Genomic DNA, 22,251 nt, shown 5'->3' with positions numbered 1-22,251 from the left:
GCTCTACACACAGACCGGGATAGGTCTTGCAATCCAAATCATCACGCCGTTCCTGTGTTGTACTGGATCGCATTCCACTAAACTGGCCCTATGTCCGACACCACAGGACGCAAATTGTTTCAACATTCCGGAACGGCACTCCTGCTCCGGGGAGCGTTGGCCATTCTTTTTGGCCTCGTGGTTGCTTCCTTGCCGGTCGCCACTGTATTTGGCCTCGTCTACGTGTTCGGTGTGTACGCCATCGCCGATGGACTCACCGATGTGGCGCATTACTTCTACGACCCTTCGCGCCACTCCCGTTGGAGCATGATTGGCGGCATCATCTCCGTAGCGGCTGGCCTGGTAGCCGTTGCGTGGCCGGGCATCACCGCCGCGGCGTTGGCCTTCCTCATTGGAACATGGGCCCTGCTCCTGGGGATTTCGCAGATCATCTTGGCCATGGATGCCAGAACGACGATCAGGGCCTGGTGGATCTGGTTGATGACAGGGTTTGTCACCACCTTGTTTGGGCTGTTTGTCCTCGTTAATCCCGGCACCGGATTCCTGAGCGTGGTGGCGCTCCTGGCGACGTTTACCGTCGTCGTGGGTTTGCTTTTGATCGCCTCTGGCCTCAAGCTCCGCAGGCTCGGCGCCTCTTCCGTGATGCCTGCCCGGTAGCCCTCGCGCGAGCAATCCGCCAGGAGGGGATGCGCTAGGGTGCGTCTCCTAATAGGGTGCTCCAGATGACTACTGTCGTTGTCCGAAGTCGACTGCACGGAATGTCCGAAGTCGTCGGCACAGTTCGCGGTGCAGGCGGTGGCGCCTTCTGCGCTGAGATCACCTCAAATTGTCTAAGGCTGTACTCCTTCGCTACGACTGCAGCTACGACTGCAACTGCAACTGCGAAAGCATGCCCTCTGTGCCACGGCAAAGCAGGCCAACTGGAGCCCGGATGATGCACGGGCAGCAGCTGGCCCGTGGACAAGAGTCAAATTGCGCTGCTCCGCAAAGCCAGAGCGCGCAAGTGAATCTTCACGGACGGCAGGAAATTTCCACGTCCACAACCTCCGCAAATCCACTATCCCCGAGTCCTGTTAGTTCAGTTACTGTGGAGTGATGGCTTCCTTTACGGTCGACTTCTTCAGCAGTCTCGACGGTAACGGGTCGGCGAGAGGCTGGCCCGGTTATTGGGGCAAGGAGGGCCCTGAGCTCCGCGAGGACCGGGTGCACACCTTCGCGCAGGATCAGGTGCTCGTGTTCGGTGCCACGACGTTCAGGGAATTCAGGAAGTTCGTGGTCGAGTACGACGAGCCCTACTACGACAGCCTGAACACGTTGCCGAAGATCGTGTTCTCAAGCACGCTCGAAGAGCCGCTCGGGTGGCAGAACTCGACACTCGTCAACGAGGACGCGGTGACGGCGGTCGAGCGACTGAAGCGCGAGACGGATGTCCCCATGCGCTCCCACGGCAGTATCTCGCTTAATCGCGCCCTTCTCGCGGCCGGACTGGTCGACCGGCTCGAGGTCATGCTCTTCCCTGCCATTACGGGACAGGCAGGCTACGCCTCCCTCTTCCACGACGGGCCAGAGTTCGACCTCGAGCTCGTCGAGTCGACCGTGCTCGACGGCCGCACGCAGAAGCTCGTGTACATCCCGCACGTACACAGGGGCATCCCCGAGGGCGTCGGACCAACGTATCGATTGGGCTAGCAGCTGCTGTTGCTGTTTCAGCCGCAGCAGCCTGGGGACATCCGTCCGAACCACGGTTGCAAACTCCGTGCCCTAAGCACTACGCAACCAGGGAGAAAGGCCCGTCGGCGGAAGCACGCTGTGGCTTGTCGACGGTGCCCACTTCCAAGGTTCTATCGGGGTCCGATGCGGCTTCGGCCTGGACCGACCCTGTTTGTGCATGTCAAGCGCCGTTGGGCGCCACTCTAGCGTGGGCCACAGGTGTTGGCCTAGCGATTTCGTCCGCTGGGGTTGACCGGTTGCGCTGGGTCCATAAGCTCGCGGTTGGTGGCCCTGTCGCGACGAGGCCACGATCGGCAGTCATTCGATCGACCCCCTGAAGATAATCCCGGTGACGTCGGGGTCGATTCGCGTTACGACTGTCCCGACTCCCAGTACTTCTCACCCTCGCTCGCGAGATAGCGATCGAGCACCTCCGAGACTGAGGAACCCGCTGCGGACCAGTCATTCCTCGGATCGAGCGGGAGCGCGATCAAGTACCTGCGGTCGACATCCTCCGACGGGGCACAGACGAGCAACTCGGAGTCTCCGAGAAACTCTCCGATCACGATGTCATACGAGGCGAAATCATCGGGGCGTTCAGCACGCTCGGCGGCGGTGCGATCGGCGCATGCCTGAGCGTTCAGTAGGTGAAGGCCCCACTGGCCATACTCGACGTCCTCGAACAGCCAGGCTTCCCGTGTGACGGTCCAGAGATCCGAAAGGTCCTTAGGAACCTCTCCGCGGGGCCACGCAAGGTCGATTTCCTCCGCGAATGCTCCCGAGTCGATCCAGCATGCGAGCTTGAACGGATTATCACTGTTCGGCTGCTGACTCCACGTCCTATACGATGCCAGGGCTCATTTTGTAGTCGCTCCACCATTGGTTGAACTGCTGCTGATGCACGTCAGCGGACACTTCCGGATACAAACCGTTCCGGCCCAGCCACTACCGGCGAGGGGTCCGGGGAATAAACGGCGTTTTCGGCCGCCTGTTCAGTCGTAGTCGGTGTAGCCATCGGTGTCATCGTCGGTGAGGCGGCGGAAGTCTCTGGAGAGGTAAAGCGCCAGGGCCGCTGCGTTGTCGTCCTCCACGGTGACCGTCACTGTGGTCAGGCCCAGGGTGTGCAGGGTGTGGATGCAGTGTCGGAGGAGTTCCTCAGCCAGGCCTTGGCGCCGGTGATCGGGATGTGTGAAGAGTTCCGCGATGACTGCTTCACCGTTGCGTTCGGTGACGATGATGGCGGCAGTGATTTGCCCATCAGGGGTGGAAGTCACGAGGGAGGCTCTCTCAATGGTCTCCCCGAGCCCCCCGTCCACGGGTGCGTCGAACCCAGCGGTGTCCCCGCCACGCGTCTGCGCCGGTCCACCGGCGTAAGCGTGCCTGTGCAGAGTGGTCAGTTCGGGAAGATCATGGGGTTCCAGCGGCCGGACAGGGGTGAGTGCCGGCGTGGTGTTTTGGTGGCCGGTCAAGGCAACCAGGGTGATCAAAGCGGGCATGCTGTCGCTGCCTTTCCGGGTGTGCGGATGACACCGTTGAACATAGTGTCCGGCATTGGTGCCCGCGAGCGGAAGACACGGGACCCCAACCCCCAACACTCAGAGTTGTGCAGGCGGCTTCGGACATTCTGTGCAGACGAGTCCGGAAACTGACACAGGCTGCGGTGGAGGCAGGGGTGTCCGGTGAGGCACCGGCTATCGGGCATCGCGATTTTTCTCTCGAGTCGAGAGCTGAAGCCTTGCGAAGAATCGCCATGACTGCATGTCCGTGGCTCTCTGACGCCTTGGACCATCACGCGGCAGGCCGGCTCGATCTGAGTACTGATCCCGTAGTCTCCACACGGGTCCCCGCCAAGTCGAGTAGTAGATACGCATGACATGCCTCGGGCACGATGCGAAAGTGACGTTGACGTTCAATTACTCCACGGGAGGAACCCACAAGTGAAGAGACTGCCCATTCACCTCACGTCGGACCGCAACGCGCCGAGAATGCTCACCATCCCCCAAACTGTAATTGCGGGGGCTCGCGACCGATGAAGCAGAGCGTGAAATCAAGCTCGCTGGCCCTCGAGCACTTCTGCCCTCACAGATTGTCGGCGCCAGGCGGGATCCTGCAGGATGGCAACCAACCATCGTCGCTCAAGTAGCGCGGGCGCTGGCGCCGTCGGGTGTGTCCCCTTCGGCATCTTCCTCGCCCTCGGCGCGATCGGGCTCCTCATCCAGTACTGGTGGGTTCTCCTGATTGCTCTCGGTGTGGTTGCGCTGACCGTGGCAATCGTCCGCTTCGCCAGGACCCCGCCCCCTCCGGCCAGGGCGCGCTCGCCCAAGTCGGCCCGTCCACCCAAGCCCCGACCGGTCATGACCCCGCTCAGCCCGGCCCTCGTCAGTGAAGATCTCGCGGTCCAGATGCGCGCCACCAAACAGGTCCGCCACATACGGGACATGCAGGAGTGGGACTACGAGTGGATCCGGCTGACCTGCCCAGAGAAGAGCAGCCGGGAACTCAGTGAAATCGCCAACGCCCACTTCGCGCGGGGGCGGTCGATCGGCGTCAACTATGGGGACCTCTCCGTCCCCCGGCTCGGAGGTCCCGAGCCTCGCTAGCCTACAGCGCCGCTATCCTGTTGCACGCTGGCACTAGCCCGACGGGCAGGAAGCGCCATCGTGTTGCCGCATTCCGTGGACAACGCGCAGTCGACACTACCCCGTACAGTCGCTGCAATCTCGTGGCGGCCCGTGGACAATAATTGCCATCTCAAATGTCTGGTGAGGGATCGGCTAACGGGCACCGAAGGCCTGCGGGGGCTAAAACCGCAGGTCAGCAATGCGGCGCCTCCGGCTCACCATGGTGAGCGAAGATTCGGGGGCGTCGCGTTCTGCTGTGGTCACGCGGTGACCCGCGGTGTGAGACTGGTCGTGTTCGTTGCGGTCGACCCCGAATCCTCTGTAGTGCCTTGGAGCCTGTAGGTCAGCATGGGGGTGGAGGGCTTCCACGGGAACCGTGGATTGGTGCCTTCGAGCCCGAGCGTCAGACTTCTGAATCTCCCTGCCCTCCCCGCGATGGACACCGAATGATCCGTCGACGGGAAGCAGGTGGCAGTGATGGAAGTGGTGCATGGCCGGTGTGCTGGTCTGGACGTGTCCAAGAGGGACGCCAAGGTCTGCGTCCGGGTCGCCGGTGTTGGTCGTCGCAAGACTGTTGAGACGGTCACGACGTGGGGCTCGACCACGAACCAGGTCCTGGCCCTGCGTGAGCATCTAATCGCCGAGCAGGTCACCTGTGCGGTGATGGAGGCCACCGGGGACTACTGGAAGCCGTTCTACTACCTCCTTGAGGACGCCGGGTTCGAGGTCATGCTGGTCAACGCCAGGCACGTCAAGAACTTGCCTGGCCGCAAGAGCGATGTCGCCGACGCGACGTGGCTGGCCCAGCTTGGCGCACACGGCCTGGTGCGTGGGTCGTTCGTGCCCCCGGAGCCGATCCGCCAGTTGCGCGATCTGACCCGGGCCCGGACCGCGATCACCCGGGAACGTGGCCGGGAGATCCAACGGCTCGAGAAGTTGCTCGAGGACGCCAGCATCAAACTGTCCTCGGTCGCCTCCGACATCACTGGCGTCTCCGGACGGGCGATGCTCGAGGCGATGATCGCGGGGCAAGACGAGCCCGCCGCATTGGCCGACCTCGCCAAGCGGCGGCTGCGCTCGAAGATCCCGGCGTTGACCGAGGCGCTGACTGGCCGGTTCACCGAACACCACGGTTTCCTGGCGCGGGTACATCTGGACCTGATCGACCGGCACACGAGGGCGGTCGAGGACATCACCGCCCGGATCGAGGTGGTGATCGCACCCTTTCAGGGATTCCGGGACCTGATCGCCACCATCCCCGGCATCGGCCCCCTCGTCGCCGACGTCGTCGTCGCCGAGACCGGCGCGGACATGACCAGGTTCGCCACTGCCGGGCACCTCGCGTCGTGGGCCGGGACCACGCCGGGTCACAACGAGTCCGCCGGACGAGTCAAGTCGACCAGGACCCGGCCCGGAAACCCCTATCTCCAAGGAGCGCTCGGCGCTGCCGCGGTGGCGTGCGCACAGAACCCCGGCACCTACCTCGGCGCCCGCTACCGCCGAATTGCGTCGCGGCGAGGACCCATGAAAGCCAACGTTGCGATCCAACACACCATGCTCATCGCGATCTGGCACATGGGCCGCTACGGAACCCTTTACGAGGACCCCGGTGCAGACTTCTTCACCCGTCTCCACCCCGAACGCGCCAAGAACCGCGCACTCCACCAACTCGAGGCCATGGGCTACCAGGTCACCCTCGATCGGACGGGGTAACAAAACGCGGGTCCCCTGACGAGGAAGGGAATCTTCGCGTCAGACCCACAATCGGAGCCCCCTGTCGGATTCGAACCGACGACCCCCGCTTTACAAGAGCGGTGCTCTGGCCAACTGAGCTAAGGAGGCGTGCCTGCTTTTTGCCTGACGGATCAGGCACAACGGGCGGTGCTTGATGCAGTGCTAGATAAGGTTAGCCCAAGGACGCCCCACGGGTAAAAACGGCTGCGGCCCGGTTCCGGATTGTTCCGGATCCGGGCCACAGCACTCAGGTGTGGGACAGGGACTGAATTAGCCCTTGGCGTCGATCGCAGCCTGGATGAAGGGGATCAGGTCAGTGTTGGCGGAGTCGCCCTTGCCCCACTGCTTGCCGTCCACAAAGGCGCTCGGGGTGCCGGTCACTCCAATGGCGGCCGTTTCCTGCGTGACGTACTTTACGTACGGCCGGTATGTCTTCCCGTCCACACAGGAGTCGATGCTCTTGGCACCCACGTCCGTGGCCATTTTCTTCAGCTCATTGTCCGAGAGGCCGGCACTGCCTTCTGCCGGCTGCTTGTCGAAGAGCATGTTCACGAAGTCTGAGTACTTCTCCGGCGATTCATTGACCACGCAGGCTGCCGCGTTCGCTGCCCGCGAGGAGTAATTGGTGGTGGACTGCTGGTCCAGGAAGCCGAGCGGCCGGTATTCCAGCGAGATCTTGCCTTCGTTGCGCAGGCTGGTGAGCTGCTCGTTGTACGTGGCTTCGAACTTCTTGCAGACGGGGCAGATGAAGTCGATGTAGACGACCACCTTTACCGGCTTGCCTGCTTCGGCGTCAGCGCCGGGAGCCTTGACCTCGGCCGGGGCCGTTGCGGGCTTGGCCGGGAGGTCGGCCACATTGACGGTGGCGGGGTCGGACTTCACCACCGCGGAATTGGCCAGCAGGGTCACACCGCCGTGAACGTTGCCGTTGGCCGGGGTGGGCCCCTGATCAGCCACCGGAGCGTTGTTCCTGAGGTTTGTACTGACTACGAGGGCCACGATGGCGAGGATGGCCACCACGGCCACCACAATGCCCCAGCCGACGAGGAGCTTGTTGCGTTTGTCCTTCTTCAGCTGCACCTCACGGATCTCACGGGCTTTCTCGCGGGCCTCGGCAGTGCGTTCTGCTTTGGACTTGCGGGGTTCGTTTGCGGGGCTCATCAGTTCCTCGTGTCGATCGGCCAGGTGCGGTCCACTCAGTGGCAACTTCATCATTTTAGGGGAGAAACCTGAGAGCTTGCGCCTTCAAGTTTCCGTCAGCCTGCCCAACGGACGAATAGCCCGGAAGATTCCGTCCGACTAGGGTTGACTCCAAGCCAATAGCAACCGCAGGGGGCACCAATGCATACTACGCACCGTGAAAAACCCGACGCAGAGGCTGGGGGGCAGCCCACGCCGGAAGGCAACCACGCGGCAGCCTCACTCTATGACTTCATGGTGGTGTCCAACCGGCTGCCGGTTGACCGCTGCGCGCCGGAGGACAGCGGATGTGAGGACGGCTGGCGCCGCTCACCGGGCGGCCTAGTTACTGCGCTGGCACCAATGATGACGAAGACGGACGGCGCATGGGTGGGCTGGCACGGGGCACCGGATGAGACCATCACGCCGTTCAGCCATGGCGGCATGGACCTCGTCCCCGTGCAGCTGAGCAACGACGACGTCGAGCTCTACTATGAGGGCTTCTCCAACGCCACCCTGTGGCCGCTGTACCACGACGTCATCGCACCGCCGGAATTCCACCGGACATGGTGGGACTCCTACCGGAAGGTCAACCGGCGGTTCGCCGACGCAGTCGTTCAGCACGCCGACCACGGGGCCACAATCTGGGTGCAGGACTATCAGCTGCAGCTGGTCCCGAAAATGCTTCGTGAGGCACGCCCCGACCTGAAGATCGGATTCTTCAACCACATCCCGTTCCCACCGCCGGAAATCTTCGCCCAGCTTCCCTGGCGCCGGGCGATCATTGACGGCCTGCTGGGCGCGGACCTCGTAGGCTTCCAGCGCAGCAGCGACGCGGGCAACTTCATGCGTTCGGCCCGGCGCTTCCTGGGCGCGAGCGTCAAACAGCAGCAGGTGCACGTCAAGGGCGCTAACGGCGAAACCACCCACATTGCCCGCGCGCAGGCTTTCCCCATCTCCATCGACGTCAAGCAGATCAGCGAACTGGCCCGCAAACCCGAGATCATCGAACGCGCCCAGCAGATCCGTAGGGACCTCGGCAGCCCGAAGACCATCCTCCTCGGCGTCGACCGCTTGGACTACACCAAGGGCATCCGGCACCGGCTCAAGGCCTATGAGGAGCTGCTTGCCGACGGCAAAGTCACGGTGGAGGACGCAGCACTGATCCAGGTGGCGAGCCCCAGCCGCGAGCGCGTGGAACAATACCGCCTGCTGCGGGAGGAGGTCGAGGGCACCGTGGGCCATATCAACGGCACCTACGACACCATGCAGAACACCGCCGTCCGCTACCTGCACCACAGCTACCCCGTCGAGGAGATGGTGGCGCTGTACCTGGCCGCCGACGTCATGCTGGTCACCGCGCTGCGCGACGGCATGAACCTGGTGGCCAAGGAGTACGTGACTGCCCGGACCAACAACGACGGCGCCTTGGTGCTCAGCGAGTTCGCCGGCGCCGCCGACCAGCTCAAGCAGGCACTCGTAATGAACCCGCACGACATCGACGGCCTTAAGGACACCATCATGCGGGCCGTCGACATGCAGCCTGCCGAGGCATCCCGCCGGATGCGGTCCATGCGCAAGCAGATCCTCGACCACGACGTCGACCTTTGGTCGGCTGACTTCCTGGCAGCACTCAAAGAGAAAGTGGTCCGTGATGACTCGTGACGCCGCCCCGGGAACGACGCCCCTGAGCCTCCCGCCCGAACTCCTGGAAGCCATCCGCAAGGTTGCCGCCACCGAGCATCTCCTTGTGGCCATGGACTTTGACGGGACCATATCCCCGTTGGTTGACCACGCTGCCGATGCCCGCCCGCTTCCGCGGTCCGCTGCCGCTTTTGCCGCACTCGCCGCCCTTCCGCGGACGACGACGGCACTCATCTCCGGCCGCGCGCTGGGGAGCCTACGGGCGGTCGCCTCGCCGCCCCGGGAGACCCTGCTGATCGGCAGCCACGGAGCGGAAGCCTGGCTGGGGCCCGGTTCAACCGAGCTGACCCTGGACCCTGACCAGCTGACCCTGCTGGCTGACGTCCGCCGCACCCTCGAGGAGATCGTGGAGCAGGCCCCGGGCACGCTGCTTGAGGACAAGCCTGCCGGCGTTGTCCTCCACACCCGACTGGCCGCCGACGACGTCGCAGAGGACGCGGTCGCCGCCGCCAGGGCTGTCCTGCAGGACCGCCCGGATGTGTACCTGAAGAACGGCAACCGCGTGCTCGAGACGTCCGTGGTCCATGCGTCCAAGGGCGAGGGAATGGCCTTCCTCCGCCAGGCCACTGGGGCTACGGCGGTGGTGTTCGCCGGGGATGACACCACTGACGAAGACGCTCTCGGCCGGCTGTACCCGGGCGATGTGGGCGTGAAAGTCGGGCTGGACTTTACCCAGGCGCAGTTCCGGGTTGAAGCGCCCATTCACATTGCCGAACTCCTCGAGGCACTGCTCCGCGAACGCACCATTGCAGTGGCCTGACTTGCCTGCCCTCGCGGCCCCGGGTTACCGATCTCACATGTGAGCTCCGTAACATTTGCACCCAAGCGAATAAAATCTGACATACTCTTGGTTGTGATGTGGCGCACAGACACCGTGCGGCGTCACGCGATACTCCTCGGCTTCGGCCGGGGAGTACACGGCTGAGAAACCGTGGATAACTGAACAAACATGAACCATTCACAACGGATCGTCCGGCACGTACCTGCCGGTGAAGGGATTGATAACTGTGGCTACAGTTACTTTTGATAACGCTACGCGTCTGTACCCGGGCACAGAAAAGCCCGCCGTCGATAAGCTCAACATCGACATCGCCGATGGCGAATTCCTGGTCCTCGTTGGACCCTCCGGTTGCGGCAAGTCCACCTCCCTGCGCATGCTTGCAGGTCTTGAGGACGTCAACGCAGGCCGCATCCTCATTGGTGACCGCGATGTCACCGACGTTCCGCCGAAGGACCGCGATATCGCAATGGTCTTCCAGAACTACGCCCTGTACCCGCACATGACCGTTGCGGACAACATGGGCTTCGCGCTGAAGATCGCCGGCGTCAGCAAGGAAGAGCGCGCCGAGCGTGTCCGCGAAGCAGCCAAGCTTCTTGACCTCGAGCCGTACCTGGACCGCAAGCCGAAGGCACTCTCCGGCGGTCAGCGCCAGCGTGTTGCCATGGGCCGCGCCATCGTGCGTAACCCGCAGGTCTTCCTCATGGACGAGCCGCTGTCCAACCTTGATGCCAAGCTCCGCGTGCAGACCCGTACGCAGATCGCATCCCTGACCCGCCGCCTGGGCGTCACCACCGTCTACGTGACCCACGACCAGGTCGAGGCTATGACCATGGGTGACCGTGTGGCTGTGCTGAAGGACGGCCTGCTGATGCAGGTTGACACCCCGCGCAACCTCTACGACAAGCCCAAGAACGTCTTCGTTGCCGGCTTCATCGGCTCCCCCGCCATGAACCTGCTGGAACTCCCCGTCGTCGACGGCGGCGTCCAGTTCGGCGGAACCGTCTACCCGGTTCCCCGCAATATCCTCGAAGAGGCTCACGGCGCCACTGTCACGCTCGGTTCACGCCCGGAGGACCTCGAGCAGGTCGCCGCAGGTGAGGGTCTCCAGGTTGAGGTTGACGTCGTCGAAGAACTCGGCGCCGATGCCTACGTCTACGGCCACACCACGCTTGACGGCAAGAGCCACGACATCGTGGCCCGCGTCGACGGCCGCAGGCCCCCGATGAAGGGTGAGTCCATCTACGTTCGCCCCCAGTCCGGCCACGTACACCTGTTCGACACCAAGACCGGCCTGCGCCTCGGCGACTAGTACCGGATGCGGAGGCTGAATCAGGGGGTTGCGCACGCCGCAACCGCCTGACGGCCCAACACTGCACTGACCGACGGCGGCCCTCCTCACTGGACGGGCCGCCGTCGTGATTTAAGCGTGGGTTCGTCACTTTGTTTAGGCAGCCCGCCCCTACGTACGGAAGAATTGGCACATGACCGAGGACAGTAACGCCCAATGGCACGACGAACCCACCGACTACGGCCAGATCGGCAAACTGCCTCGGTTTGAAGCGGCCAGCGCCAACGACGCCAAGAGTTCCAACGTCTCCAGCAACCTGAGCATCACGGCCGCCGCGGCTGATCCGGAGCTCCTGGACCTGCCGTGGCACATCGCCCTGGAGGACTGGCCGGCTGAATACCTGGCCGCGCTCCCCCGCGGTATTTCCCGCCACATTGTGCGCTTCGCCCACCTCGGCGGCTCCGTGATCGCCATCAAGGAAACGTCGGAACACGTGGCCCGCCACGAGTACCACATGCTCCGCAAACTGGCGCGCCTTGATGTGCCCTGCGTTGAGCCTGTTGCTGTCATCACCGGCCGCACCACCCCGGACGGCAGGCCGCTGAACCCGGTGCTGGTAACCCGCCACCTGAAGTTCTCCATGCCCTACCGTGCGCTCTTTTCCCAGATGCTGCGCAAGGACACGCTCACCCGTCTGATTGACGCCCAGGCGCTGCTGATGGTCCGGCTGCACCTGATCGGTTTCTACTGGGGCGACGTCTCGCTCTCCAACACCCTGTTCCGCCGCGACGCCGGCGCGTTCGCCGCGTACCTGGTGGATGCCGAGACCGGCGAGCTGTACCCGGACCTGTCCACCGGCCAGCGCGAGTACGATCTCGAGATTGCCCGGGTCAACATCGCCGGTGAGCTGATGGACCTGCTGGACGGCGGCCTGATCGAAGAGAAGGTGGACCCGGTGGCCACCAGCGAACTCATCATGGACAGCTACCGGCGCCTCTGGACCGAGCTCACCGAGAAGGAATCCTTCGAGATCGGCGAACGCTGGCGTGTGGCCGCCCGGATCCGGAAGCTCAACGAGCTGGGGTTCGACGTTGAGGAATACGCCATCAAGACCACCCAGAACGGCTCCACCATCCAGCTCCAGCCCAAGGTGGTGGACGCCGGACACCACCAGCGCCGGCTACTGAGGCTTACTGGACTGGACGCCCAGGAGAACCAGGCGCGCCGCCTGCTCAACGACATGGACTCCTTCCGCGCGGATAACAACCCGACGATGGACGAGGAATACAGCGCCCACCTGTGGGTCAGCCAGATCTTCGAGCCCATTGTCCGCTCGATTCCGCGCGACCTCTCCGGCAAGCTCGAACCTGCCGAAGCCGTCCACGAGGTCCTCGAACACCGCTGGTACATGTCCGAAAAGCAGGAACGCCACATCCCGCTGGCCGAAGCCGTGCAGTCCTACATCGACTCCATCCTCCGGCACCGCCGCGACGAGGCAGCGATCATGCTCAACCCGGACACCGGGTTGCTCAAGATCCTGGAAGTGGAAACCGAGCAGTCCCGGTACGGCGACGAGGACATCGACGAATACCCCGACGCCGACGACTAAGGCGGGTCACCGCGCCGCGGGCAGCTGCCCGCCGGCCGCGGTGCGTCCCCGGCACGCCCTGGCGCCGCCTAGATCGCCTTCCCGGGGTTCAGGATGCCTGCCGGGTCGAAGAGCTCCTTGATCCGGCGCTGCAGCTCCCGCACGGGTTCGGGCTGCTCCAGGCCCAGCCACCGGAGTTTGTACTGCCCGATGCCATGCTCGCCGGTGATGGTGCCGCCCATCGCCAGGGCCACGGTGATGGACTTGTCCAGGGCAGCGCCCAGCCGCCGCATGGCTTCGGCGTCCACCTGGTTGTCCAGCCGGTCCACCCAGAAGGTGGGGTGCAGGTTTCCGTCACCGGCGTGGGCCACCACCTTGAGCTGCACACCGTGGGCCACGGCGATGGCTTCGAGTTCGCCGACATAGTCCACCAGCCGTGAACGCGGCACGGCCACGTCCTCGCCGACGCGGTATTCGTCGTCCACCTCAACGCCGCGACTGTTCCGCCGGAGTTCCACCAGCTGTTCAGCCTCGGCACTGGCTTCCATGGTCACAGTGGCTCCGCTGACGGCAAGAACTTCGCGGACCACGTCCGCTTCCGCAGCCGCTCCGAAACCGTCCGTCTGGACCAGCAGAAGCGAGGCGCCCCGCGAGCTCAGGTCCGAGCCGTGGACCTCGTCGAGCTGGAGCAGCGAGCCGCCGTCGAGCAGTTCCATGATGGCTGGCTGCACGCGAGCTCTCCCTACTGCCAGCACGCCCGCCGCGGCACTGCGGAAGTCCGGGTAGAACGCTGCGATGGTGTGCACCTCCCGGGGCAGGTACTTCAGCCGCACCGTCGCGCCCACCACAATGCCGAGCGTCCCTTCGGAGCCGACGAAAAGCCCCGTGAGGTCATAACCGGCAACGCCCTTGAAGGTCTGGTGCCCGGTGTGGATCAGCGAACCGTCGGCCAGCACCACGTCGAGGGCCAGCACCGAATCGCGCGTGACGCCGTACTTGGCGCAGCGCAGGCCTCCCGCATTGGTGGCCACGTTGCCGCCGATGGTGGACATCCGGAAGCTCGCGGGATCCGGCGCGTACATGAGCCCGTGGACGGCCGCGGCGTCGTTGAGGTCAGCGTTGATCAGGCCGGGTTCGACGACGGCGGTCTCGTCGTCCGGGTTCAGGTCCAGGATGCGGTTCATCCGTTCGAGGCTCAGCACGAGACAGCCCTGGCTGGCATGGGCGCCGCCGGAGACACCCGTACCGGCCCCGCGCGCCACAACGGGCACATGGTGCTTGGCGCAGGCACTGACCACTGCCTGGACGTCGGCCACAGTTTCGGCCCACACCACGGCCAGCGGCAGATGGTAGTCCAGGACCGGGGCCTGATCTATGGCATAGGCGGCCAGGGTCAAGTCGTCCACGGCCAGTTTGCCGGGCTCCAGGATGGTTTTGAGCTCGTCAACAATGTTGCCCATGCGGCCTCCAGGTCCGTCGAATCCGGCTTCCAGTCTATTCCGCGGACAGCGACGACCGCCCGGTGGCAGCACGGTCTGGACAACTCCGCCTGCAAGCGCTTCCAAATATCGGAAATGTCCCGGCTCTGATTCCCTCTTCGCCTTCCTGCAGGTGACCGGCGAACCGGTCCGCTGGGCAGTGAGTACGCCCTGCTCATGCTTGGCCCGGGCGTATCCGCCCGGGCATTGCCGCAGCTTGAGGTCGGCTCCGCATCTCACTTTGAGGCGTATGTCACAATTGGAAGCGTTTTCAAGTTTTACCGAAAACAGGTCTACGATTACCGGCATGTCCGTTGATTCAATGCTCGAAGCCCCCGCCGCGGCGGCCGGGCCGCTGACCCTGGTACACGCCGCTGATGAAGCTTCGGGTGGTGGCGGTCGGCTGTCATTTATCAGGTTTACCCGAGGTCCTTCCGGGACATGAACGGGGACGGCGTCGGGGACCTTGCCGGCATCACCGCAGAGCTGCCGCAGCTGGCCCGGCTCGACGTCGATGCCGTCTGGCTCTCCCCGTTTTACCGGTCACCGCAAAAGGACGCCGGGTATGACGTGAGCGACTACTGCGACGTTGACCCGCTCTTTGGCACCCTGTCCGATTTTGACGCCATGATGGCGGAAGCAACCCGCCTGGGCCTCCGGGTGATTGTGGACCTCGTGCCGAATCACTGCTCGGACCAGCACACCGCATTCCAGGCCGCCCTCGATGCACCGGCCGGCAGCCGGGAACGGGACATGTTCATCTTCCGGGACGGCCGCGGCAGCTTTGGAGAAGAACCGCCGAACAACTGGCAGTCACATTTTGGCGGCCCGGCGTGGACACGCATCACGGAGCCGGACGGCGCACCCGGGCAGTGGTACCTCCACCTTTTCGATGCGTCCCAGCCCGACTTCAACTGGGACAACAAGGCAGTCCACGACGAATTTGCCCGTGTTCTTCGCTTCTGGCTGGACCGCGGCGTCGCCGGCTTCCGCGTGGACGTGGCGCACGCCTTGGTGAAGGCTCCCGGTTTGCCGGAGTGGGGCGGACGGCCCGACGGGGGCAGCTCGGACGGCTACCCCGGCCACGAGGCACCGATGTTCGGCCAGCCGGCCCTGCACGACATCTACCGTGCCTGGCGGCGGATCCTCGCAGAGTACGGTCCGGACCGCATCCTGTGTGCCGAGGCCAACGTGGACCCGCTGCCGCGTTTGGCTGACTGGGTCCGCCCTGACGAAATGCACCAGGCCTTCAACTTTCCGTACCTGCACGCAGGCCTTGACGTCCACCGCCTGCGCGGCGTCATCACCGGTTCGTTCGAAGCCCTCGATGCCGTCGGCGCACCGAGCACTTGGGTGCTGTCCAACCACGACGTGGTCCGCCACGCCACCCGTTTCGGGTACCACGGGCACTCACCCCGTGACGGAGACGGAATCGGTTCCTTTGATCCGCAGCCGGATGCTGCCTTGGGCCGGAAGCGCGCGGCGGCGGCCTCCATGTTCATGCTCGGGCTGCCGGGCGGCGCGTACCTCTACCAGGGCGAGGAACTGGGACTGCCGGATGGCATCGATATCCCGGACAACCGGCGCCAGGACCCCACATTTGCCCGAACAGGAGGAGAGCGACTGGGCCGTGACGGCTGCCGCGTTCCCCTGCCGTGGCGCGCCGCAAAGATCCATGCCGGGTTCGGGGCGGGACAAGACCCGTGGCTTCCGCAGCCAGCGTCCTTCACCGAACTGGCGCGGGATGCACAGGAGGCGTCGCCGTCGTCGCACCTGAACCTGTACCGCCGGATGCTGGCGATGCGCAGGGAGCGTGGACTTGGCCAGGGATCGCTGGCGTGGCTCGAAAGCTGGTGCACCGACTCGTCCCTCGCTTACGTCAACGGCAGCACCATAGTGGTCATGAACCTGGGCCAGGAGGCGCTGGAACTGCCGCCGGGCCGCGTGCTGCTGCGCAGCGCGCCCGTGTCCGGGGAACGCAATGAGTCGTCACCGGCAACGTACGACGTCGGTCATCAGCTAGGCTCAGGTGAAACGGCCTGGATGGACCTCGTTGGGTGATCCTGCTGTGCTGAAAATGTGCTGTTGAAGACACGGAGAGTTGAATATGCCCGGCATCAAGGACGTCGCTGAGCGGGCGGGCCTTTCCATCGCAACGGTGTCGCGGGCCCTCAGCGGCAAAGGCAACGTCTCTGCCCGGAGCCGTGAACGAGCGCAGGCGGCCGCGGCAGAGCTCGGCTTCGTGTTGTCCTACCACGCTTCCAGTCTCGCGTCCGGCCGGAACCACAACGTGGGTGTAGTGGTCCCTTCCGTCCACCGTTGGTACTTCTCCGCGGTGGTGGAAGGGGTCTCGGCCTCTCTGCTGGATGCCGGGTATGACCTGACCCTGTACAACGTCAGCGAAGGGCCTGACCGCAGGCACAGCGTCCTGAACGACTTCCTGCTGCGCAAACGCGTGGATGCCGTCATCGCCGTGTCGCTCGAGCTCAGTGAAGCTGAGATACAGCAACTGTTGGCCATCCACCGGCCGATTGTGGGCATCGGCGGCCCTTTGCCCGGCGCTGCCACCATCCGGATTGACGACGCCGGCATCGCCGAAGCCGCCACCACTCACCTCATCGGTTTGGGCCATTCCAAGATCGCGCATATGACCGGGGACGCCTTCTTCGAGCAGGACTTTCGGCTTCCGGGCATGCGCCAAAGCGGGTTCCAAAAGGCCATGGAGACGGCCGGGCTGCCCATCCGCCCGGAATGGCAGGTCTCTGCCGACTTCACTGTCCAGGGGGCGTATGCCAGTGCCCGGAAGCTGCTGGGTGCGACCGGCGGCCGGCCCACGGCCGTGTTCGCCGCTTCCGACGAAATGGCCATCGGAACCATCCTGGCCGCACGCGACTTCGGCCTCAGGATTCCGTACGACCTGTCCGTCATTGGCATCGACGGCCATGAACTGGGCGAGGTGTTCGGGCTAACCACGATCGACCAGGATGCACGCGGACAGGGGGCGTTGGCGGTGCGCCTCCTGCTGGCAGGACTTGAAGGTTCCGACGGCGGCGCCACCGACACGGAATTCCCCACCAACTTCGTGATCAGGCAAAGCACGGCCGTACCACCCGTCGACGCTGCACCTCTTAGCTAGCCGCCTTGGGCCTTTGCCCTGGCCGCCTGTGCATTGATCAGCGATGCTGCCGTTGGCTTAAGCCTGAGTTCCATGATGATTTCCTTCTTGCTGGCATCGAGCGGGTAAACCTCCCGGCGGCCGGTATCGTGGAACCCGTGGCGGACGTAAAGGGCCAGAGCGCGAGTGTTGTCCTCGTGGACTCCGAGCTGCAACAACCCTGCCCCCAGCTCGTGCTCGGCTGCCGCAATGGACATCTCCAGGAGTTCATCGGCCAGGCCAGTCCCGCGCTGCGCAGCGGCCACGTACACGCTGATCAGCATGGCCTGCAGCGGCCGGAAGCACTCCTGCGGATGCTTTAGGACGACACGCATCAGCCCTGAAAAGGAGCTGCCCGCGGATCCGTCGTCCGCGACAAAAGTTACGCTACCGGGCGAGGTCATCGCCAGGGCACGGCTCCGCCACTGGCCTTCCGTCTGCACCTGCGCGGACGCCAGCGACTCCACATAGGCGGTCGGGGTGTCGGCAAGCATCTCAAGCCGCACGGCGCGGAGGAGCTCCCACTCCCCGTCGGTCATTCGCCGGACCCTAGCCAACTTCACCGCCCATGAACCGCACAAACCGGGCCAGGACGCCGGGCCAGCCGGCATCGTACTCTGCCCGTGCCCGGGCCGGATCTTCGGCACCCTCCCAGCCATCGTGGACGAGCCGGAGCTCAGTGTCGCCCTCCACGGCCCTGAACGCGACCCGGAGCTCCGTGGACCACAGCGCCGTACTACCAGGGTGCCAGCTGGTGTGGAAGGACAGCGGAGGCTGCCAGTCATCTATTGTGCCCCAAACGGCGGTCCGGCCATCGTCGGCTGTTTCAAGGACCAGGTTCTCTTCGAATTCGACGTAGGAGCCGGCTCCGAAGACGCTGTGGTCCTCGAGGGCCACCAAAGATGGGTGTGTTCAGTGAATCCGATAAATGCTTTTGAGACGGGGCCGGGTACCACCACAGTGTGGACCACGGCGCCCAGGGCATCTACGGGATCGGATGCTTCGTCTGCCGGAGATGCGTGGCTAAAGAGGTTGTCCATGATCAACAACTTTACCGCCAGCCTGCGGGTGCACATCGGCGCGAATATCGGCTCTTAAATGACTCAGGCCCCGACATTCTTGTCGGGGCCTGAGCTCTAATTTATGTCCGGCGGTGACCTACTCTCCCACACCCTCCCGGGTGCAGTACCATCGGCGCTGTGGGTCTTAGCTTCCGGGTTCGGAATGGGACCGGGCGTTTCCCCCACGCTATGACCGCCGTAACCCTTGTACCCGTTCCGCCCTGGCTTTGACCGGGGTGGTGGGAAATCTGTGGTTACAACATGTTCCTGCCGGTTAAGGCAGGTGTGGTGTTGTTATTCAGTTATCGGTTTCCGTGCAACGTGCCCGTGGTGCGGGTTTGTTGGTTGGGAACCACATAGTGGACGCAAGCAGTCTTGTTTCTTTTTACCATTGTTGGTGTGAACCCCTTTTGAACGGGTTCACCAATGGTGTGTGGTGTAAGTTATCGGCCTATTAGTACCGGTCAGCTTCACGAGTCGTTAGTCCTCGCTTCCACATCCGGCCTATCAACCCAGTGGTCTGGCTGGGGGCCTCTCACACACAAGGTGTATGGAAATCTCATCTCGAAGCGAGCTTCCCGCTTAGATGCTTTCAGCGGTTATCCCATCCGAACGTAGCTAATCAGCGGTGCACTTGGCAGTACAACTGACACACCAGAGGTTCGTCCGTCCCGGTCCTCTCGTACTAAGGACAGCCCTTCTCAAATTTCCTGCGCGCGCAGCGGATAGGGACCGAACTGTCTCACGACGTTCTAAACCCAGCTCGCGTACCGCTTTAATGGGCGAACAGCCCAACCCTTGGGACCTACTCCAGCCCCAGGATGCGACGAGCCGACATCGAGGTGCCAAACCATGCCGTCGATATGGACTCTTGGGCAAGATCAGCCTGTTATCCCCGAGGTACCTTTTATCCGTTGAGCGACGGCCATTCCACAATGTACCGCCGGATCACTAGTCCCGACTTTCGTCCCTGCTCGAGATGTCTCTCTCACAGTCAAGCTCCCTTGTGCACTTACACTCGACACCTGATTGCCAACCAGGCTGAGGGAACCTTTGGGCGCCTCCGTTACTTTTTAGGAGGCAACCGCCCCAGTTAAACTACCCATCAGGCACTGTCCCTGACCCGGATTACGGGCCGAAGTTAGATGTCCAAAGTGACCAGAGTGGTATTTCAACGATGACTCCACCCGAACTGGCGTCCGGGCTTCAACGTCTCCCACCTATCCTACACAAGCCACTCCGAACACCAATACCAAACTATAGTAAAGGTCTCGGGGTCTTTCCGTCCTGCTGCGCGTAACGAGCATCTTTACTCGTACTGCAATTTCGCCGAGTTTATGGTTGAGACAGCGGGGAAGTCGTTACTCCATTCGTGCAGGTCGGAACTTACCCGACAAGGAATTTCGCTACCTTAGGATGGTTATAGTTACCACCGCCGTTTACTGGGGCTTAAATTCTCAGCTTCGCCTTGCGGCTAACCGGTCCTCTTAACCTTCCAGCACCGGGCAGGAGTCAGTCCGTATACATCGTCTTGCGACTTCGCACGGACCTGTGTTTTTAGTAAACAGTCGCTTCCCCCTGGTCTCTGCGGCCCCGATCCCCTCCCCACAGCAAGTGTGGTTCAAGGTTGGGGCCCCCCTTCTCCCGAAGTTACGGGGGCATTTTGCCGAGTTCCTTAACCATAATTCTCTCGATCGCCTTAGTATTCTCTACCTGATCACCTGTGTCGGTTTGGGGTACGGGCGGCTAAAACCTCGCGTCGATGCTTTTCTCGGCAGCATAGGATCACCAAATCCCCCGTGAGGGGGTCCCATCAGATCTCAGGCATCATGAACGGCGGATTTGCCTACCGTTCGCCCTACATCCTTAGACCGGGACAACCATCGCCCGGCTCGGCTACCTTCCTGCGTCACACCTGTTAATACGCTTACCTCCCAGGATCAGGTCCCGCGCTCCACCAAAACCCACACACCCCGAAGGGTGCTAGGGCAGGTCTCGGGCGGTTAGTATCCCCTGTTCAGCATGGGCGGTTTTTCGCCGGTACGGGAATATCAACCCGTTGTCCATCGACTACGCCTGTCGGCCTCGCCTTAGGTCCCGACTTACCCAGGGCAGATTAGCTTGACCCTGGAACCCTTGATCATTCGGCGGACGGGTTTCTCACCCGTCTTTCGCTACTCATGCCTGCATTCTCACTCGTGTAGGCTCCACCGCTGGTTTACACCGCGACTTCACTGCCCACACGACGCTCCCCTACCACTCCAGACGCCTGAACCAACCCCACAAGGGAGCGGCTTGGCTACTATCTGAAATCCACAACTTCGGCGGTGTACTTGAGCCCCGCTACATTGTCGGCGCGGAATCACTTGACCAGTGAGCTATTACGCACTCTTTTAAGGATGGCTGCTTCTAAGCCAACCTCCTGGTTGTCTTCGCAACTCCACATCCTTTCCCACTTAGCACACGCTTAGGGGCCTTAGTTGGTGGTCTGGGCTGTTTCCCTCTCGACTATGAAGCTTATCCCCCACAGTCTCACTGCTGCGCTCTCACTTACCGGCATTCGGAGTTTGGCTGACGTCAGTAACCTTGTAGGGCCCATTAGCCATCCAGTAGCTCTACCTCCGGTAAGAAACACGCAACGCTGCACCTAAATGCATTTCGGGGAGAACCAGCTATCACGAAGTTTGATTGGCCTTTCACCCCTACCCACAGCTCATCCCCTCCATTTTCAACTGAAGTGGGTTCGGTCCTCCACGACGTCTTACCGTCGCTTCAACCTGGCCATGGGTAGATCACTTCGCTTCGGGTCTAGATCACGCCACTGCAACGCCCTATTCAGACTCGCTTTCGCTACGGCTGCCCCACACGGGTTAACCTCGCGACGTAACACTAACTCGCAGGCTCATTCTTCAAAAGGCACGCCGTCACCAGAATCAGACTGGCTCCGACGGATTGTAAGCACACGGTTTCAGGTACTGTTTCACTCCCCTCCCGGGGTACTTTTCACCTTTCCCTCACGGTACTGGTCCGCTATCGGTCATTAGGGAGTATTTAGGCTTATCAGGTGGTCCTGACAGATTCACACGGGATTTCTCGGGCCCCGTGCTACTTGGGATACTCTCACAGGCGGTACACAACATTACGGTTACGGGGCTCACACCCTCTCTGGCCGGCCTTTCAAGACCGTTCACCTATGCCTGCACATCACACCCCACTGTCCCGGCAGAGACAGTACGGAAAGTCCCACAACCCCGCCCATGCAACGCCCGCCGGCTATCACACATGGAACGGTTTAGCCTGATCCGCGTTCGCTCGCCACTACTAACGGAATCACTATTGTTTTCTCTTCCTGCGGGTACTGAGATGTTTCACTTCCCCGCGTTCCCTCCACGCACCCTATGTGTTCAGATGCGGGTCACCAGGCAGCTCGCGCCCCTGGCGGGGTTTCCCCATTCGGACACCCTGGGATCACAGTCCGGTTATCGACTCCCCCAGGCTTATCGCAGATTCCTACGTCCTTCTTCGGCTCCTAATGCCAAGGCATCCACCGTGTGCTCTTAAAAACTTGACCACAAAAGATCAAAAACGCTAATTTTCGAGAGAACCACAGAAACCAACCACACCCAACAACCACCAACCCCCAAAAGGGCCAGCCATCATCACGCGCAGCCAGATCCAGGTTCATATTCTTGGAAATTGCTTCTTATAAAAGATGCTCGCGTCCACTATGTAGTTCTCAAACAACAACCCCAAACCACACACCCCACACACCGGCATCTCCCAAAGGAAAAACCATCCGCGCATGATCGCTGCAGCCAGGAAACCAGAAACAAACAAATCCCGGGGCTAACCCCGGTCCTGTTGCCTCAGGACCCAACAGTGTGCCAAACACTAAACCGCGGTCCCCCCACCCGCACCGTTCCAGGACACCAGGCTCCAAAGAACCGGCATCC

13 protein-coding genes, 1 tRNA gene, 2 rRNA genes and 2 pseudogenes are annotated in these 22,251 nt (G+C 62.7%); 10 read left to right on the top strand and 8 right to left on the bottom strand.

Annotated features, from left to right (window positions below; translation table 11 throughout):
- Nucleotides 1-90 precede the first annotated feature (90 nt).
- Nucleotides 91-657, top strand: a complete 567-nt coding sequence (locus tag FCN77_RS04235) for an HdeD family acid-resistance protein (protein WP_137321250.1) — start codon at nt 91-93, stop codon at nt 655-657.
- A 438-nt stretch (nt 658-1,095) separates the two neighbouring features.
- Complete coding sequence (locus tag FCN77_RS04230; protein ID WP_368074312.1) at nt 1,096-1,689, top strand: dihydrofolate reductase family protein; 594 nt, start codon at nt 1,096-1,098, stop codon at nt 1,687-1,689.
- Between the two features lie 1,013 nt (nt 1,690-2,702).
- Here FCN77_RS04230 and FCN77_RS04225 read toward each other — a convergent pair.
- Entirely contained in the window at nt 2,703-3,206 is a 504-nt protein-coding gene (locus FCN77_RS04225) for a GNAT family N-acetyltransferase (protein ID WP_137321248.1), read from the bottom strand.
- A gap of 618 nt (nt 3,207-3,824) precedes the next feature.
- Between FCN77_RS04225 and FCN77_RS04220 the strand changes: the two genes are divergently transcribed.
- Both FCN77_RS04220 and FCN77_RS04215 read left to right on the top strand, forming a co-directional pair.
- Complete coding sequence (locus FCN77_RS04220) at nt 3,825-4,310, top strand: hypothetical protein (RefSeq protein ID WP_137321247.1); 486 nt, start codon at nt 3,825-3,827, stop codon at nt 4,308-4,310.
- Nucleotides 4,311-4,808: 498 nt separating this feature from the next.
- Nucleotides 4,809-6,044 (top strand): IS110 family transposase, encoded by a 1,236-nt coding sequence (locus FCN77_RS04215; protein ID WP_137321246.1) that lies wholly within the window; start codon nt 4,809-4,811, stop codon nt 6,042-6,044.
- A 55-nt stretch (nt 6,045-6,099) separates the two neighbouring features.
- Here the strand turns inward: FCN77_RS04215 and FCN77_RS04210 are convergent.
- Together FCN77_RS04210 and FCN77_RS04205 are read right to left on the bottom strand one after the other, a co-directional pair.
- A tRNA-Thr gene (locus FCN77_RS04210) sits at nt 6,100-6,173 on the bottom strand.
- 162 nt (nt 6,174-6,335) lie between these two features.
- Nucleotides 6,336-7,226, bottom strand: a complete 891-nt coding sequence (locus FCN77_RS04205) for a DsbA family protein (protein WP_137321245.1) — start codon at nt 7,224-7,226, stop codon at nt 6,336-6,338.
- Nucleotides 7,227-7,406: 180 nt separating this feature from the next.
- Here FCN77_RS04205 and FCN77_RS04200 point away from each other — a divergent pair, with 180 nt between their 5' ends.
- From FCN77_RS04200 to FCN77_RS04185, 4 genes are all read left to right on the top strand, one after another.
- On the top strand, nt 7,407-8,909 hold the full coding sequence (locus FCN77_RS04200; RefSeq protein WP_137321244.1) for a trehalose-6-phosphate synthase: 1,503 nt from the start codon (nt 7,407-7,409) through the stop codon (nt 8,907-8,909).
- On the top strand, nt 8,899-9,708 hold the full coding sequence (gene otsB / locus FCN77_RS04195) for a trehalose-phosphatase (protein ID WP_137324634.1): 810 nt from the start codon (nt 8,899-8,901) through the stop codon (nt 9,706-9,708). The genes FCN77_RS04200 and otsB overlap by 11 nt, the downstream gene beginning before the upstream one ends.
- Before the next feature lie 247 nt (nt 9,709-9,955).
- Nucleotides 9,956-11,038, top strand: coding sequence for an ABC transporter ATP-binding protein (locus FCN77_RS04190; RefSeq protein ID WP_137321243.1), 1,083 nt, complete (start codon nt 9,956-9,958; stop codon nt 11,036-11,038).
- 172 nt (nt 11,039-11,210) lie between these two features.
- The gene (locus FCN77_RS04185; protein ID WP_137321242.1) at nt 11,211-12,626 is read left to right on the top strand and encodes a DUF4032 domain-containing protein; all 1,416 of its coding nucleotides are present in this window, start codon (nt 11,211-11,213) and stop codon (nt 12,624-12,626) included.
- 68 nt (nt 12,627-12,694) lie between these two features.
- Here FCN77_RS04185 and FCN77_RS04180 read toward each other — a convergent pair whose 3' ends face one another.
- Nucleotides 12,695-14,065, bottom strand: a complete 1,371-nt coding sequence (locus FCN77_RS04180; protein ID WP_137321241.1) for an FAD-binding oxidoreductase — start codon at nt 14,063-14,065, stop codon at nt 12,695-12,697.
- Nucleotides 14,066-14,390: 325 nt separating this feature from the next.
- Here FCN77_RS04180 and FCN77_RS04175 point away from each other — a divergent pair.
- Both FCN77_RS04175 and FCN77_RS04170 read left to right on the top strand, forming a co-directional pair.
- Nucleotides 14,391-16,144 (top strand): annotated as a pseudogene (locus tag FCN77_RS04175) (glycoside hydrolase family 13 protein).
- Between the two features lie 46 nt (nt 16,145-16,190).
- Nucleotides 16,191-17,219 (top strand): LacI family DNA-binding transcriptional regulator, encoded by a 1,029-nt coding sequence (locus FCN77_RS04170; protein WP_137321240.1) that lies wholly within the window; start codon nt 16,191-16,193, stop codon nt 17,217-17,219.
- On the opposite strand, the gene FCN77_RS04165 is transcribed toward FCN77_RS04170, so the two are convergent.
- The 4 genes and pseudogenes from FCN77_RS04165 to FCN77_RS04150 form a co-directional block, all read right to left on the bottom strand.
- Entirely contained in the window at nt 17,216-17,776 is a 561-nt protein-coding gene (locus FCN77_RS04165) for an N-acetyltransferase (RefSeq protein ID WP_254678840.1), read from the bottom strand. The two genes, FCN77_RS04170 and FCN77_RS04165, sit on opposite strands and share 4 nt — an antisense overlap.
- Before the next feature lie 10 nt (nt 17,777-17,786).
- A pseudogene (locus FCN77_RS04160) lies at nt 17,787-18,277 on the bottom strand (SRPBCC domain-containing protein).
- A gap of 105 nt (nt 18,278-18,382) precedes the next feature.
- Nucleotides 18,383-18,499 (bottom strand): 5S ribosomal RNA (gene rrf / locus FCN77_RS04155).
- Nucleotides 18,500-18,731: 232 nt separating this feature from the next.
- A 23S ribosomal RNA gene (locus FCN77_RS04150) occupies nt 18,732-21,869 on the bottom strand.
- Nucleotides 21,870-22,251: the final 382 nt, after the last annotated feature.

The sequence above is a fragment of the Arthrobacter sp. 24S4-2 genome (assembly GCF_005280255.1).
Lineage (GTDB): Bacteria > Actinomycetota > Actinomycetes > Actinomycetales > Micrococcaceae > Arthrobacter.
This window is presented reverse-complemented; position numbering and strand designations above follow the sequence as displayed.

What these genes read in the sequence shown, in the direction of transcription:
- FCN77_RS04235 (WP_137321250.1), top strand. Translation starts at nt 91, where the DNA reads ATGTCCGACACCACAGGACGCAAATTGTTTCAACATTCCGGAACGGCA.
- FCN77_RS04230 (WP_368074312.1), top strand. Translation starts at nt 1,096, where the DNA reads ATGGCTTCCTTTACGGTCGACTTCTTCAGCAGTCTCGACGGTAACGGG.
- FCN77_RS04225 (WP_137321248.1), bottom strand. Translation starts at nt 3,206, where the DNA reads ATGCCCGCTTTGATCACCCTGGTTGCCTTGACCGGCCACCAAAACACC.
- FCN77_RS04220 (WP_137321247.1), top strand. Translation starts at nt 3,825, where the DNA reads ATGGCAACCAACCATCGTCGCTCAAGTAGCGCGGGCGCTGGCGCCGTC.
- FCN77_RS04215 (WP_137321246.1), top strand. Translation starts at nt 4,809, where the DNA reads ATGGAAGTGGTGCATGGCCGGTGTGCTGGTCTGGACGTGTCCAAGAGG.
- FCN77_RS04205 (WP_137321245.1), bottom strand. Translation starts at nt 7,226, where the DNA reads ATGAGCCCCGCAAACGAACCCCGCAAGTCCAAAGCAGAACGCACTGCC.
- FCN77_RS04200 (WP_137321244.1), top strand. Translation starts at nt 7,407, where the DNA reads ATGCATACTACGCACCGTGAAAAACCCGACGCAGAGGCTGGGGGGCAG.
- otsB (WP_137324634.1), top strand. Translation starts at nt 8,899, where the DNA reads ATGACTCGTGACGCCGCCCCGGGAACGACGCCCCTGAGCCTCCCGCCC.
- FCN77_RS04185 (WP_137321242.1), top strand. Translation starts at nt 11,211, where the DNA reads ATGACCGAGGACAGTAACGCCCAATGGCACGACGAACCCACCGACTAC.
- FCN77_RS04180 (WP_137321241.1), bottom strand. Translation starts at nt 14,065, where the DNA reads ATGGGCAACATTGTTGACGAGCTCAAAACCATCCTGGAGCCCGGCAAA.
- FCN77_RS04170 (WP_137321240.1), top strand. Translation starts at nt 16,191, where the DNA reads ATGCCCGGCATCAAGGACGTCGCTGAGCGGGCGGGCCTTTCCATCGCA.
- FCN77_RS04165 (WP_254678840.1), bottom strand. Translation starts at nt 17,776, where the DNA reads ATGACCGACGGGGAGTGGGAGCTCCTCCGCGCCGTGCGGCTTGAGATG.